General features: G+C 73.8%; 12 protein-coding genes. 8 read left to right on the top strand and 4 right to left on the bottom strand.

Annotated features, from left to right (window positions below; all coding sequences use genetic code 11):
- The first annotated feature begins 7 nt into the window (after positions 1-7).
- The 3 genes from ACIQU4_RS23240 (at position 8) to ACIQU4_RS23230 (ending at position 3,360) form a co-directional block, all read left to right on the top strand.
- Positions 8-1,432: a dihydrolipoamide acetyltransferase family protein gene (locus ACIQU4_RS23240; RefSeq protein WP_403734069.1), complete on the top strand. Its 1,425-nt coding sequence runs from the start codon at positions 8-10 to the stop codon at positions 1,430-1,432.
- A 152-nt stretch (positions 1,433-1,584) separates the two neighbouring features.
- Positions 1,585-2,517 (top strand): GNAT family N-acetyltransferase, encoded by a 933-nt coding sequence (locus ACIQU4_RS23235; RefSeq protein WP_403733796.1) that lies wholly within the window; start codon positions 1,585-1,587, stop codon positions 2,515-2,517.
- 78 nt (positions 2,518-2,595) lie between these two features.
- Positions 2,596-3,360, top strand: a complete 765-nt coding sequence (locus tag ACIQU4_RS23230; protein ID WP_403733793.1) for a hypothetical protein — start codon at positions 2,596-2,598, stop codon at positions 3,358-3,360.
- A gap of 18 nt (positions 3,361-3,378) precedes the next feature.
- On the opposite strand, the gene ACIQU4_RS23225 is transcribed toward ACIQU4_RS23230, so the two are convergent.
- Both ACIQU4_RS23225 and ACIQU4_RS23220 read right to left on the bottom strand, forming a co-directional pair.
- Positions 3,379-3,795 (bottom strand): PPOX class F420-dependent oxidoreductase, encoded by a 417-nt coding sequence (locus tag ACIQU4_RS23225; RefSeq protein WP_385587178.1) that lies wholly within the window; start codon positions 3,793-3,795, stop codon positions 3,379-3,381.
- 74 nt (positions 3,796-3,869) lie between these two features.
- Positions 3,870-5,072, bottom strand: coding sequence for a DUF1266 domain-containing protein (locus tag ACIQU4_RS23220; protein ID WP_403733790.1), 1,203 nt, complete (start codon positions 5,070-5,072; stop codon positions 3,870-3,872).
- A 250-nt stretch (positions 5,073-5,322) separates the two neighbouring features.
- Here ACIQU4_RS23220 and ACIQU4_RS23215 point away from each other — a divergent pair, with 250 nt between their 5' ends.
- The 3 genes from ACIQU4_RS23215 to ACIQU4_RS23205 all read left to right on the top strand — a co-directional run bounded on the left by ACIQU4_RS23215 (position 5,323) and on the right by ACIQU4_RS23205 (position 8,916).
- Positions 5,323-6,501 carry a hypothetical protein gene (locus ACIQU4_RS23215; protein ID WP_403733786.1) on the top strand — a complete coding sequence of 393 codons (1,179 nt, stop codon included), beginning with the start codon at positions 5,323-5,325 and terminating at the stop codon, positions 6,499-6,501.
- Between the two features lie 165 nt (positions 6,502-6,666).
- Positions 6,667-8,556, top strand: coding sequence for a C1 family peptidase (locus ACIQU4_RS23210; RefSeq protein WP_403733782.1), 1,890 nt, complete (start codon positions 6,667-6,669; stop codon positions 8,554-8,556).
- Between the two features lie 18 nt (positions 8,557-8,574).
- Positions 8,575-8,916, top strand: a complete 342-nt coding sequence (locus ACIQU4_RS23205) for a protease inhibitor I42 family protein (RefSeq protein ID WP_403733781.1) — start codon at positions 8,575-8,577, stop codon at positions 8,914-8,916.
- On the opposite strand, the gene ACIQU4_RS23200 is transcribed toward ACIQU4_RS23205, so the two are convergent.
- Positions 8,873-10,078, bottom strand: coding sequence for a DUF418 domain-containing protein (locus tag ACIQU4_RS23200; protein WP_403733778.1), 1,206 nt, complete (start codon positions 10,076-10,078; stop codon positions 8,873-8,875). The two genes, ACIQU4_RS23205 and ACIQU4_RS23200, sit on opposite strands and share 44 nt — an antisense overlap.
- A 145-nt stretch (positions 10,079-10,223) precedes the next feature.
- Here ACIQU4_RS23200 and ACIQU4_RS23195 point away from each other — a divergent pair, with 145 nt between their 5' ends.
- Positions 10,224-10,886 (top strand): GntR family transcriptional regulator, encoded by a 663-nt coding sequence (locus ACIQU4_RS23195; RefSeq protein ID WP_403733775.1) that lies wholly within the window; start codon positions 10,224-10,226, stop codon positions 10,884-10,886.
- 56 nt (positions 10,887-10,942) lie between these two features.
- A complete protein-coding gene (locus tag ACIQU4_RS23190) occupies positions 10,943-12,298 on the top strand; it encodes a nitrate/nitrite transporter (protein ID WP_403734066.1) in 1,356 nt (451 codons plus the stop codon).
- 232 nt (positions 12,299-12,530) lie between these two features.
- Here ACIQU4_RS23190 and ACIQU4_RS23185 read toward each other — a convergent pair whose 3' ends face one another.
- A complete protein-coding gene (locus ACIQU4_RS23185) occupies positions 12,531-13,673 on the bottom strand; it encodes a helix-turn-helix domain-containing protein (protein ID WP_403733772.1) in 1,143 nt (380 codons plus the stop codon).
- Positions 13,674-13,703 lie beyond the last annotated feature (30 nt).

The raw sequence follows: 13,703 nt of genomic DNA, 5'->3' as shown, positions 1-13,703 counted from the left end.
ATTCAAGATGCCCGATGTGGGCGAGGGCCTCACCGAGGCCGAGATCCTCAAGTGGTACGTCCAGCCGGGTGACACGGTCACCGACGGGCAGGTCGTCTGCGAGGTCGAGACGGCGAAGGCGGCCGTGGAGCTGCCGATCCCGTTCGACGGTGTCGTGCACGCGCTGCTGTTCGAGGAGGGCACCACGGTCGATGTCGGCCAGGTGATCATCTCGGTGCAGACGGGTGCGGCGGAGGAGGCCCCCGCGGCTGCCGCGGCCGCCCCGGCCCCTGTTGCCGCCCCGGCTCCGGCCGGGACCGCCGAGGAGCCGGCCCCCGCGGCCCGCCAGCCCGTCCTGGTCGGCTACGGGGTCTCCCAGGCCTCGACCAAGCGCCGCCCGCGCAAGGCCGTGCCGGGCGCGGCGGCCGTGCAGAACGGCACCGCCGCGGTGGCCCTGCCGGCCGTACCGGCCCAGCCGGAGGCGGCTCCGGCCGCCGCCGCCGGGCTGAACGGCAGCGGCAGCGGCCACGCCGTCGGGGAGCGCCCGCTGGCGAAGCCGCCGGTGCGCAAGCTCGCCAAGGACCTCGGCATCGACCTGGCCTCCGTGGTGCCCACCGGTGAGGGCGGGGTCGTGACCCGCGAGGACGTGCACGCCGCCGCCGCGGCCGCGATCACCCCGCAGGCGGCGGTGCCCGCGCCGGCTCCGGCCGTATCGGTACCCGTCCAGCCGGAGGCGGCGGCAGCCCGGGAGGCCCGGGAGACCCGTATCCCGGTCAAGGGCGTCCGCAAGGTCACCGCCCAGGCGATGGTCGGCTCCGCGTTCACCGCGCCGCACGTCACCGAGTTCATCACCTTCGACGTGACCCGCACGATGAAGCTGGTCCAGGAGCTCAAGGCCGACCCGGACCTCGCCGGTCTGCGGATCAACCCGCTGCTGCTCATCGCCAAGGCGGTGCTGGTGGCCATCCGCCGCAACCCGGACGTCAACGCGTCCTGGGACGAGGCGGCCCAGGAGATCGTGCTCAAGCACTACGTCAACCTGGGCATCGCGGCTGCCACCCCGCGCGGTCTGATCGTCCCGAACATCAAGGACGCGCACACCAAGACCCTCGGCGAGCTGTCGACGGCCCTGTCCGAGCTGGTCGGCACGGCCCGTGAAGGCAAGACCTCCCCGGCCGACATGCAGAACGGCACCATCACCATCACCAACGTCGGCGTCTTCGGCGTCGACACCGGTACGCCCATCCTGAACCCCGGCGAGTCCGCGATCCTCGCGGTCGGCGCGATCAAGCTCCAGCCGTGGGTCCACAAGGGCAAGGTGAAGCCGCGCCACGTCACCACCCTGGCGCTGTCGTTCGACCACCGCCTCATCGACGGCGAGCTCGGCTCGAAGTTCCTGGCGGACATCGCGGCCGTCCTGGAACACCCCCGCCGCCTCGTCACCTGGTCGTAGCGGCACCCGGCCGCAGTCCGGCACCCGAAGCCCCCCTCGCCACCGCACCGCGAGGGGGGCTTCGGCACGAGCGGCACGCGAGAGGCGCGAGAGAGGCGCGCGAGCGGCAATAGCCTGGCCGGACGTACGGTTCCTCGACGATGATCATCGATATGAGATTCCGCGCTGTCACCGCAGACCCCGCCGACATCGACCGCGCCCTCGCCTACCCGGCCGACGGGCCCGTCGAGGCCCTGTCCGCCGAGAAGATCCGCGAGGAGCTCGCCGCGAACCAGTTCCGGCCCGAGTGGATCTGGTTCGCCGAGGACGAGGACGGCGAGGTCCTGGGCCGCGCGCTGTGGTGGGGCCGCGCGGGCAGCGAGCAGCCCATCGCGCTCGACTGCCTCCAGATACGGGACTCCGTCGCCGACCCGGCCGCACTCGCCGCCGGACTGCTCGCCGCCGGGCACGCGGCCTTCGGGAACCTCCCGCTCTACAACGTCTCGCTGCCCGGCGACTGGCGGACCCGCCCCGAGCTCGTCGACGCCGTCGCCTGGCGTCAGAGGGCCGCGTCCGAGGCGGGGCTGACCCGGGAGATCGAGCGGCTGCGCTACGAGTGGACCCCGGCCGCCGGGACCGCCGAGCCGACCGGGCGCCTGGTCTTCCGCGAGGGCACGGACGAGGAGTTCCTCGACGCCTTCACCCGCCTCTCGGCCGGCAGCCTGGACCTGCACACGCAGAACGAACTCCGCTCGATGGAAGCCGGGCAACTGGCGCGCGCGGACATCGAGTTCTACCTCGACTGCCCCGGCGAGCGCTCCTGGTGGCGGCTGGCCCACCTCCCGGACGGCACGCTCGCGGGCATGGCCGTCCCCTCCGCGACCCCGTACCACCGCAATGTCGGATACCTGGGCGTCGTCCCGGAGCAGCGCGGCCGCGGTCTGATCGACGAGGTCCTGGCGGAGATCACCCGCTTCCACGCGGCCGCCGGCGCTGAGCGCATCACCGCGACCACGGACACCGTCAACGCCCCCATGGCCGCCGCGTTCGACCGCGCCGGCTACGAGGTCACGGAGATCCGCCTCGTCCTGGAGCCGGCCGCGTAGTGGCGTCCGGGCCGGGCTCCGAGGGGCGCTCCGACACCGGCAGGGGGTAGCCTCCCGGCCGGGGAAGGGGGGTCGGGAGTGGCCATCGCCGAGTTGCAGGTGTACTCCGTCGAGGAGGCCGACGTCACGGGCGGGGTGTGCGTGGTCCGCTGCCTCGGCGGGGTCGCGCGCGCCGGGCAGGTCTACGCCGTCGGGGAACTGCGGCTCGGGCTGCGGCGGATCGAGCGGTACGGGCGTACCGTGGCCTTCTTCGGCGCGGGGCACGTGGCCAAGGTCCACCTCACCGGCGCCCTGGTCGCGCTGCTCACCCGGGGCCAGGTGCTGACCGCCGTCCCGCCCGGCGGGCACGCGCTGGAGGACATCGAGGCCTGGCTGGCCACCGACCCGCCGCTGCTGGACGAGCCGCATCCGCTGACCCTGCGGACGCTGGCCGTGGGCCGGATGCAGGGGGACTGGTTGCCCGAGGAGATCCGGCTGCGCTGGGGCGGGGTGGCGCTGGCCGCGACGCATCGCAAGGCGGACCGGGAGGGCTCGCACGCGCTGGACCGCGCGGTCGAGGTGGCCGCCGTACGGGGCTACCTGATCGGGCGGTTCGGCCCGGGCCGCGGGGGCGACCCGGCGGCCCTGTGCCGGGACGCCCTGGCGCTGATCGATCTGACCCCGGCGGAGGCGGCCGCGGAGGCCCGCACCTGGCGCGACCTGCCGCGACCCCGAATCCAGCACCTGCGGCGCATCAAGCTGCTGCTGCCGTGGATGGCCCTCGTACGGCCCCACCTCGCGGACGGCGACCCGCTCGCGGCGGCGGTCGACGCCTGGTCGGAGGTCCGCCCGCAGCTGCCGTGACCCCGGCCGGGACAGCGGCTATCCGGCCTTGGTCGCGTTGCCGAGCACCTTGGTCGGGGTGATGCGCACGACGAGGCGGACGTTCTCGGCCGGGGCCTCGGCGTACTCCTTGCCGGCGCCCGGCCCCAGGTACTCCTCCGAGATGCGGACGGCGACCTCGCGGCCCGTGTCCTCGGTGACGGTGGCCGTGCCGCGGATCTCCACGTACAGGAAGGGGTTGGCCGTGTCGAAGACGGTCAGCCCGACGCGCGCGTCACGGGCGATGTTCCGCTGCTTGCGGCGCCCCTGCTCGGTGGAGATCAGCACGTCGGCGCCGTCCCGGGTCACCCAGACCACCGAACTCTGCGGGCCGCCGTCGGGGTTGAGGGTGGTGAGCACCGCCGGGTGCGGGGAGTCGAGCAGCTTGCGTACCGTGTCGTTCAACACAATGGTCATGCGGGCGAGGCTAGTTGGGGCCTTCCGGCCCCGTCCAAGGATTCGCCGCTACTGGGGAAAGTCGGCGGCTTTCCTCACTTCCAGGGGATGTTGAGCCACGGGCTGGCCGGCTCGGTGGTCAGCGTGAGGTGCGTGGCGAGGGAGCTGTCGTACCACTCCCCGAACTCCTCCTCGTCGAAGTGCAGGCACCGGCCGAGGAGGTACCCGGCGGAGAACTCCTCCCAGGAGCGGTACGTCTCGCCGGCCGCCTCGCCGGCGCGGAGCACGGCGCGCTCCACCTCCTCCACGGCGCCGTAGCGGGTGCCGAGGCCCCAGCGGGCCATCTGCGAGGCCCGGCCGATGTCCCAGCCCTCGACGGAGCGTACGTATCCCCCGTCGGGGAGCAGCCCGTCGGCCCGGAAGCGCTGCTCGTACCGGGCGATGCGGCCGATCAGGCGCTGTACGCCCGCCACCTCGCCCTCGACCTCGGCGGTGGGGCGCGGCTGGGCGACCGTGACCCCGTCGGGGGTGAGCTGCGGTTCGGCGGCCCGCTCGGCGCTGCGGCGCAGGCTGGCCTCGGCGGCGTGCCGCCAGTGCTCGACGTCGACGGGCCCGGCGAAGTCGGAGGCGAGCATCCGGCGGACGCGCAGGACGAACTCCCAGACGGGGCTGACGATCTCGGCGTTCAGCATGCAGTGCAGGACGTCGAGCCATTCCTCGCGGGTGGTGATGCCCCACAACTTGCGCAGGCGCTCGCGCTCGCGGGTGTAGCCGGAGCCGTGGTAGGCGAGCGCGTTCCAGAACTCCCCGTTGGTGACGGCGAGATGGGCGCCGACGGCCAGTCCGCGGGCGACGGCCCCGTGCAGGGGTCCGCCGGTGTGCAGGGCGTGGACGGCGCCGGAGGGCAGGCCCCAGCCGGTGGCGGCGTCCCAGTGGGCCCGCCAGCGGGCGAGGTCGGCGGGGCCGGTGGTGAGGTAGGCCTCGGCGGGGCTGCCGGGGTTCACGGCCAGGTACGGGGGGTCGCGGTGGTCCCAGGCGTTGGCGAACCAGGCGAGGCTCTGGCGCACGAAGACGGTCTCGGGAGTGGGGACGGGCAGCATCCCGAGGGTGTAGACGGGCAGGCTGTGGCCGACCGGGTAGAAGCGGGCCTGGGTGGGCTCGGCATCGGTCTGGGCGCGGGGCTGGGGGAGGAACAGTTCGGCGCGGGCGAGCGCGTCGAGATACCGCCCCCACTCACCGGCGTTCTTGGCCTCGTACAGCTCTCTCTCGACAGCGCTCGGCGCGATCCAGGTCCCCATGGGGGAACCCTAACGGGGCCCTCCGACGCCACCGGGTGTGGTCGCGCAGGGTGATGGTTTCACGAGGGTGCAGCACCGCCGGCGCAGCCGATGCGGGAAGAGATCCGTGCAGGTCGTGGCGGTGGGCGGGGCGTGAGTGGGGGTGTTTCCGGGATCCGCGGGCCGGTCTCCGGTTGCCGAATGTGACCGGGTGGCGGTGAGTGGACAGGGGCACAACCCCTGCCCCGCCACTCTGAACAGGAGAGAGATCTTGCACCGCATCACCCGCTACACCCTCCCCGCCGCCCTGTGCGTGACGCTGCTGTCCGTTTCCCCCGCTCTGGCCGGTGCGGCCGTCGCCCCGGCGCAGCCGTCGGCGCCGGTGGCGAAGAAGGCCATCCCCGGTGCCGAGGCGCTGACCGCGCAGGTGGCTTCCCTGGGGTCCGCCGGCAGCCTGATCACGCCGGTCACGAACTTCCTCGGGGAGGTACTGAAGTCGCCGGACGGGAAGCTCCCGGAGGCGGAACTGGCCGCGCACAAGCAGAAGATCGACGCGGCGCTCGCCGGCCTCAAGCAGACCTTCGCGGCGGCCGCCCCGGCGGCCCCGGCAGCCCCCGCCGTGCCGGAGGCCGTGGCCAAGCCTCCGGCGAACGTGTCGGTGACCCCGGTGGTCCTGCCGAACCCGCCCGCGGACGAGCCCCCGGCATCGGTGGCGAAGCCGCCGGCGGACGCCGCGAAGCCGCCGGTGGAGGTCGCGAAGCCGCCTGTCGAGGTCGCCAAGCCGCCCGCCGAAGTGGCCAAGCCGCCTGTGGACGCTGCGAAGCCGCCTGTCGAGGTCGCCAAGCCGCCCGTCGAAGTGGCCAAGCCGCCCGTGGAGGCTGCGAAGCCGCCCGTCGAAGTGGCCAAGCCGCCGGCGGACGCTGCGAAGCCGCCGGTGGAGGTCGCGAAGCCGCCGGTGGAGGTCGCGAAGCCGCCTGTGGACGCTGCGAAGCCGCCGGTGGAGGTCGCGAAGCCGCCTGTGGACGCTGCGAAGCCGCCTGTGGACGTGGCGAAGCCGCCCGTGGAGGCTGCGAAGCCGCCCGTGGACGTGGCGAAGCCGCCTGTGGACGTGGCGAAGCCGCCCGTCGAAGTGGCCAAGCCCCCGCTCGACTCCGCCAAGCCGCCCGCCGCCGTCGCGCAGCCCGTCACGCTCCCGGCCGTCGCCCCGGTCGTCGCCGCGAAGCCCAAGGCCGTGGACCGCGCCCGCGTGGACCTCGTCCTCGCCGCCGTCGACCACCTCAAGGCCTCCGTCGACGAAGTCGCCAAGGCGGCCGGTCCCTGCGGCTGCACCACCGACGCCAGGACCAAGGCCAACGACGTCGTGAACGACCTCGGCGCCACCGTGGTCGCCCTGTTCACCGGCCTCGGCCTGCCCGGCATGCCGGCCGCCGCCCCCGCACCGGCGGAATAGGCCCCACCCCCCGCCCCCGGCGTCCCTGCGACGCCGGGGGCGGACGGGCGCCTCGTACGACCCCCCGTGCGACCGCGCGACCGTGCGGACACCCTTGACGCGCCCCGCCACCCGGTGGACGCTCCCGGGTCTCGCATACGAACGGTGTCAGCTGGGGGGCCGGTCATGCCGGAGCAGTCTGTCCAGACGGTGGGGGAGCTACGCGCGCAGCTCGTATCGCGGCGAGCGCGCTGGTCCGTCATCGAACATCTCGCCGACGAGGAGCCCGTACCCCGGCCCTCCCTCGGCCTGGAACCCGGGGCGAACCTCACGCCCGCCGAGCAGATCGGTGCCATCGACCTGCGGGCCCTCATCGGCCACGAGAGCGCCAATCCGCACCTCACCCGCCGCCGCGCCGCCCACGGCCTGCTGTCCGACACGCCGCCGGCGGGGCTCGGAGCCCGCCCGGCCGCCGTCGACTGGCGCACCCGCTGGGGCCGGCCCTGGATCACCAAGGTCAAGGACCAGGACCCGTGCGGCTCCTGCTGGGCCTTCGGGGCCGCGGGCCTCGTCGAGTCCATGGCCCGCATCGAGCACAACGTCTGGGCGAAGCGCTCCGAGGGGGACGTCCACGACGGTCTGAAGTTCACCTGCGGCCAGGGCTCCAACCCCGAGACCGCCCTCGACTGGGTCAGGGACAACGGCGGCCTCGCCGATCCCGACTGCTGGCCCTACTCCCCGCCCCCGTCCACCGTCCCGGCCGACCGCCGCGACGCCTGGCGCGCCGAATACACGCCCAGCTGGGACCGGTCCGGCCGGACCGTCCGGATCACCGACTACGTCCGCCTCGGCGACGTCGGGCAGCAGAAGGTCTGGCTCGACACCGTCGGCCCGCTCACCGCCTGCTTCGACGTGTACGACGATTTCTTCGGCCTCGGCTCCGGCGTCTACCACCGCACGAGCGAGCGCCTCGCGGGCGGCCACTGCGTGCTGATCGTCGGCTACGACGACGCCGCGGGCTGCTGGCTGTTCAAGAACTCCTGGGGGACGGGCTACCACGTCGGCGGGTACGGGCGCATCGCCTACGGCGAGGTCAACATCGACTACTGGGCCAAGTGCGGCCTGCGCGGCACCAACATCGACCCGTGGAGCAAGCGCCGCCTGCACGCCGGCAACGTCTACGAGAGCGGCAACGGCCGCGCCCACCGCAACTTCGAGCTGTGCGCCACCGCCGGCGGCGGCCGCCTCCAGCACTGGTGGCGCGAGGGCGACGCCCCCTTCCCGTGGGCCCGAGCCCGGTCGTACGCGAACGACGCCTCCGGCCAGCCCGCCTTCACCGGGACCACGTACAACCGGAACATGGAGTCCCTGCACGTGACCACCGGCGGCCGGCTGCGCCACTGGTACTACGAGCAGTCGGCCGGCGTCTGGCGCGACGGCGGCGCCTTCGGGCCGGGCGACGCCGCGATCGGCTCGACCCCGGCGTTCATCCAGAGCGACTACGGCAAGCCGGGCAACTTCGAGGCGGTCGTCCGCACCGCCGACGGCCGTCTGAACCACTGGTGGCGGATCAACGGCGCCCCCTGGACCTGGAACGACGGCGGCCGCTTCGCCTCCGCCATCGCCCACTTCGGGCCCGCCCTGATCCAGACCCGCAGCCGCCACCTCGACCTCGTCGCCACCCGTACGGACGGCCGGATGCAGCTGTGGTGGCGCGACGACCCGAACGGCTTCGCCTGGCGCCCCGGGGAGGTCTTCGGCAGCGCGATCACCTCCGCGCCCTGCCTGATCGAGGCCCAGTACGGGGCGGCCGACGAGGACACCGCCGGGAACTACGAGCTCTGCGCGGTCGGCGCCGACGGGCGCGTCGAGCACTGGTGGCGCGGCAACGCCTCCGGCTCCGCCTGGAGCCGCAGCGCCGTCTTCGGCCACGACGCGCTCGCCGTCACCGGGATGCTCCAGGGCAGTTTCGGGTTCAACCTGGAGGTCATCGTCCTGCGCACGGACCGGCAGCTGCAGCACTACTGGCGGGACGGGGCAGGCTGGCACGAGGGGCCGCCGGTCGGCCCCGCCTGAGCCGGGAGGTCTTCGCGGGTGGAGGTACGCAAGATCGCCCTCGGCGCCGGTGAGTCGTACGAGCTGCGGCTCACCGGCCGCGGGGCGCGCGGGTACGTGTGGACCTGGCAGGTCACCGGGGATGCGGACGCCGTCTCCGTCAGCGATGTGAGCGGCCCCGCGCCGCCCGCGGAGGTACTGCCCGGCGCCCCGCTGGAGCGGGCGTACGTGGTCCGGGGCCGCTGCCCGGGCGGGCGGGCCCGGATCCGCTTCGCGCAGATCCGGCCGCCGTATCCGCAGGAGGCCCCGTACGACGAGTTCGTCCTGGAGGTGGAGGTCACGGGCGCGGCTCAAGGGGCCCACGGGGGCCACGGGACCTGAGCGCCCAGTGTTGTACGGCCTCCAGCGGGCCCCGCTCGAAGCGGCGCAGCCAGAGCCGCGACGCGGCGACCAGGACGAGGCCGACCCCCGCCCACAGGCCCATCACCCACCAGGGCCCGGTCCCGCCCAGCCGGTCGGCGAGCCCGAGCCCGATGCCGTAGCAGAGCAGCATGCAGAGCAGGTTCTGGCCGACGTAGCAGGACAGGGCGGTGCGCCCGACGGAGCCGAGGGCGCCGGCCCCCGGGACCCGGAAGCGGTCCAGGGCGCAGCCGATCAGGCCGATGTACCCGACGGCGACCAGCGGGGCGATCCCGTAGCGCCCCAGGACGAAGAAGTCGGGGCCGCCCAGCGCGGCGGCGGCGCCCAGCGGCAGTCCGAGGCCGAGCCCCCACCCGGCCATCCGTACCCGGATCCGGCGCCCGTCGGCGCTCGCCGCGAAGGCTCCGGCGCGGTATAGCCGGACCCCGAGGAGGAAGAGGAAGACCAGCAGTCCGAAGGAGAAGACGGGCTCGACGCGCAGCGCGGGGGCGTGGCCGAGCCGGAAGGCGATCTGGTCGAGGTAGCCACCCTCGGCGTACAGGCGGACGGCGGCCGGACCGGGGCCCGTGGGAGGCCCTGATTCCGGCCGGACCAGGCTCCGGAGCGTGATCAGGCCGATCAGGGCGAGGTGCAGCCCGCCCGCGGTCCACATCGCGGCCCGCCGCACCTTCTCGGAGCGGGCCAGCAGCCGGGCCACCAGCAGGGCGGTGACGGCGTACCCCATCAGCACGTCCCAGGCGAAGACCAGGACGAAGTGGACGGTCCCCTCCAGGAAGAGGAACGCGGCCCGCCGCGGGTAGCGCCCGGGCCACGGCTCGCCGCGGCGCGCGGCGGAGTCGTACTGGATGGCCAGGCCCACCCCGAACAGGATCGTCAGCAGGGAGAGGAACTTCCCGTCGGCGAGGAAGCGGAAGACGCTCTCGGCGATGTTCGCGGCGGAGGGGTCGGCGACCGGGTCGGGCGGGTTCAGGCCGCCCTGGAGAACGCCCCACTCGGAGCCGGGGGACGCGAAGATCCAGACGTTGGTCATGAGCGTGCCGAGGATGGCGGCACCGCGCAGGACGTCGAGGAGGGGCAGCCGGGTCGCGGTCACATCGGGGGTGGCGAGGGTGGTGTGGGCCATGACCTCAGCGTCCCGGCGCGCGGGCCCGCCGGCGTCCTGCGGCCGGACGAAGCCCGGGTACACCCTTCGATGCAGCGGTGCGGAGTTGACGTCCACATCCCGGACGGGGTGACCGGTGCACCCTTCATGTATCTATCCTGTGCGCATGCCGCCAGCCGCACCCCCCGTCCAAGCCGCCACCGCCGCCGAGCGCGTGTACCGACACGTCAAGCAGGCCGTGCTGGTGGACCGCCGCTACGAGGGCGGCACCCTCCTCACCGAGGGCGAACTCGCCGACGCCGTCGGGGTGTCCCGTACGCCGGTCCGCGAGGCGCTGCTGCGGCTGGAGACCGAGGGGCTGCTGAAGCTGTACCCGAAGAAGGGCGCGCTGGTGCTGCCGGTCTCCGCGCAGGAGATCGCCGACGTCATCGAAACCCGGCTGCTGGTCGAGGAGTTCACCGTACGCAGGGCCGTGCCGGCGCCGCCGGGCCTGCTGGAGCGGCTCGCCGAACTGCTGGAGGAGCAGCGCCGGCACGCCGCCGAGGGCGACCTCGCGGCGATGATGGCCGCCGACCGGGGCTTCCACGCCGAGATCGTGCGCGGCGCCGGCAACCAGATCCTGAGCCGGCTGTACGACCAGCTCCGCGACCGGCAGCTGCGGATGGGCGTGGCCCTGCTGCACGCGCACCCCGAGAGGGTGGAGCGGACGCTGGCCGAGCACGCGGAGATCCTCCGGGCGCTGCGGGCCGGGGACGCGGAGGCGGCGGCCGCGGCCGTACGGGGCCATGTGGGCCGGGTCGAGGCGCTGGTGCGGGGGACGGGCCGGTGAGCGGGAGCGGCGTGAACGGCATCAACGGCGTCAACGGGGGGAGCGGCGGGAGCGGCATCAACGGAGTCAACGTCAACGGCGTCTTCCGGGACCCCCCGGGCGGCCGGAAGGCGGTGGCCGTCTGGTCCATCGGCGTCGCCGTCTACTTCGTCGCGGTGATCTTCCGTACGAGTCTGGGCGTGGCCGGGCTGGAGGCGGCGGACCGCTTCCACGTCAGCGCCTCGGCGCTCTCGACCTTCTCCATCCTCCAACTCCTGGTGTACGCGGGCATGCAGGTGCCGGTGGGACTGATGGTGGACCGGCTCGGCACCAAGAAGGTGCTGACGCTGGGCGCGGTCCTGTTCACGGCCGGCCAGATCGGCTTCGCGCTCTCGCCCTCGTACGGGATGGCCCTCGCGGCCCGCGCCCTGCTGGGCTGTGGCGACGCGATGACCTTCATATCCGTCCTGCGGCTGGGCACCCGGTGGTTCCCGGCCCGGCGCGGCCCGCTGATGGCGCAGCTGGCGGGGCTGGTCGGCATGGCCGGCAACCTGGTCTCCACGCTGGTGCTGGCCCCCGTACTGCACGGGGTCGGCTGGGTCCAGGCGTTCGCGGGCAGCGCGGTGGCCGGCGTGGTGGTCCTGATCCCCCTGACGCTCTTCCTCCGGGACCACCCGGAAGGCCACGAACCGTCGTCGGCGGGGGTCGCGGGCCAGGGCTTCGTACGCCGCCAGATCCGGGACTCCTGGAAGGAACCCGGCACCCGCCTGGGCCTGTGGGTGCACTTCACGACGCAGTTCCCGGCGATGGTGTTCCTGCTGCTGTGGGGCATGCCGTTCCTGGTCGAGGACCAAGGGCTGGCGCGGACCACCGCGGCGGGGCTGCTGACCCTGGTGGTGGCCTCGAACATGGGCTTCGGCCTCGTGTACGGCCAGCTCATCGGCCGACGCCAGTCCGCCAGGATCCCGCTGGCCCTGGGCACGGTCGCGCTGACCGCCACCCTGTGGGCCTCGACCCTGGCCCATCCCGGCCCGCACGCCCCGATGTGGCTCCTCGTCACCTTGTGCGTCGCCCTGGGCACCTGCGGCCCGGCCTCGATGATCGGCTTCGACTTCGCCCGCCCGGCGAACCCGCCGGAGCGCCAGGGCACCGCGTCGGGCCTGACGAACATGGGCGGCTTCCTGGCCTCGATGACGACCCTGCTGGCGGTCGGCCTCCTCCTGGACGCCACCGGCGACAACTACCGGATCGCCTTCTCGTCGGTCTTCGTGGTGGAGCTCCTGGGTCTCACCCAGATCCTCCGCCTCCGCCCCCAGGCCCTGACCCGCGAGCGCACCCGCCTGACCGCGGCCCCTGCCGCATCCGCATCCCCTGCCGCATCCGTATCCGCATCCCCGGCCCCGGCCGAATCCCCGCGGCGGGCGCCCGCGTAGGGGGTGTCTTACGGATCAGGCCGGGCTCGCGGCGTCCGGCACCGCGCCTCGCCGCGTTGTCCTCACTCGCCGACATCCCCCAGCTACCGCCGGGAGGTGCCCCCACCGCGTCGACTCCCTCGTCCGCCTTGCGATGCACGGCACCAGACGCCGCTCCCTGATCCGGCCCGATCCGTAAGACACCTCCTGGTCCCGGAACGGGCCACGCCGACTCGGCGGCCCGTGCGGAACTTCAGGGAGTCCCCTTGTCGTTCTGTACGGCTTTCCCGCCGGCGACGGGCGGGAGGAACCCCCGTACCCCCCGGCCCGCCGGCGATGGTGGCACCGTCGACCGGCCACCGGCTGCCGAATCTATGGCCGGACCACGCCCCGCGGATGTGCCGTGCGCGCAGGACTCGTTGATCTTGCGCGCACGTGCCTCCCGGACGGCCCACTGCCGGAACTCCGTGGGGCTGACGCCGTACGCTTCCCGGAACGTCCGGCTGAACACGGCGGGGCTGGTGAACCCCCACCGCCTCGCCACGGTGTGGACGGGGCTGGTCAGGAGCCCCGGGTCCGCGAGATCGGCCCGGCACCGCTCCAGCCGGCGCTGCCGGATCCCGGCCGCGACGGTCTGCCCCTGCTCCTGGAACACCAGCTGGAGCCACCGCAGCGAGATGCCGTGCCGGGTGGCTACGGCGGACGGTGTCAGCTGGGGGTCACCGAGGTTGTGGTCGATGAACGCGTTGATCCGCTCCAGCAGCGCGCGGCTCCGCGCCTCGGCGGACAGCTTGTCCTCGGCGCCCAGCTGCCCGGCGAGGCAGGCGCCGACGAGGTCGAGGGCGACCGTTCCCAGCCGGTTCAGCTCCGCCGGCCCGCAGTCCGCGCCGTGCGCCGCCAGCGAGAGCATGTACTGGGCGAGGATCGCCCCCAGGCCGTGGTCGCCGGGGATGCGCTGCGCGAGCAGCCGCTCGACCCGGGCGCCGCGCAGGGGCATCGCATCGCGCGGGAACGACAGGGTCACGGCCCGGATCAGGCCACCGTCCCCGGGCAGGGCCAGCGACTCCATGGGCAGCGAGGTGTCCCAGAGGACCATGTCACCGCTGAACAGACCCGAATCGCGGCGGTTCTGCGCGAGCGACATGGTTCCGTCGGCGACCAGCCCGAGCTGGTACTGCTCGGGGTCGCTGCGCCTGACGTGGGCGGCCGTACGCAGCGAGTGCAGCGAACTGAAGTCGAAGGTGGACACCTGCACACCGCCGAGGTCCAGCACGGAGGCCTCCGCCCAGAACCTCCCCGGCTGCCCGCTCCGGATCGCGAGGGAAACGAGTTCCTGCGCGATGACGTCGGTGAACCAACCGAGTCGTTCCGCCTCCGGCACGGCGGCGGACGACAATCTGGACCACACCTCTGGAACCTCCTGCTG

It is taken from the genome of Streptomyces sp. NPDC090741 (genome assembly GCF_044769045.1).
GTDB lineage: Bacteria > Actinomycetota > Actinomycetes > Streptomycetales > Streptomycetaceae > Streptomyces.
Note: the sequence above shows the minus strand (reverse complement) of the source record. Positions and strands in the feature narration are given on the sequence as shown.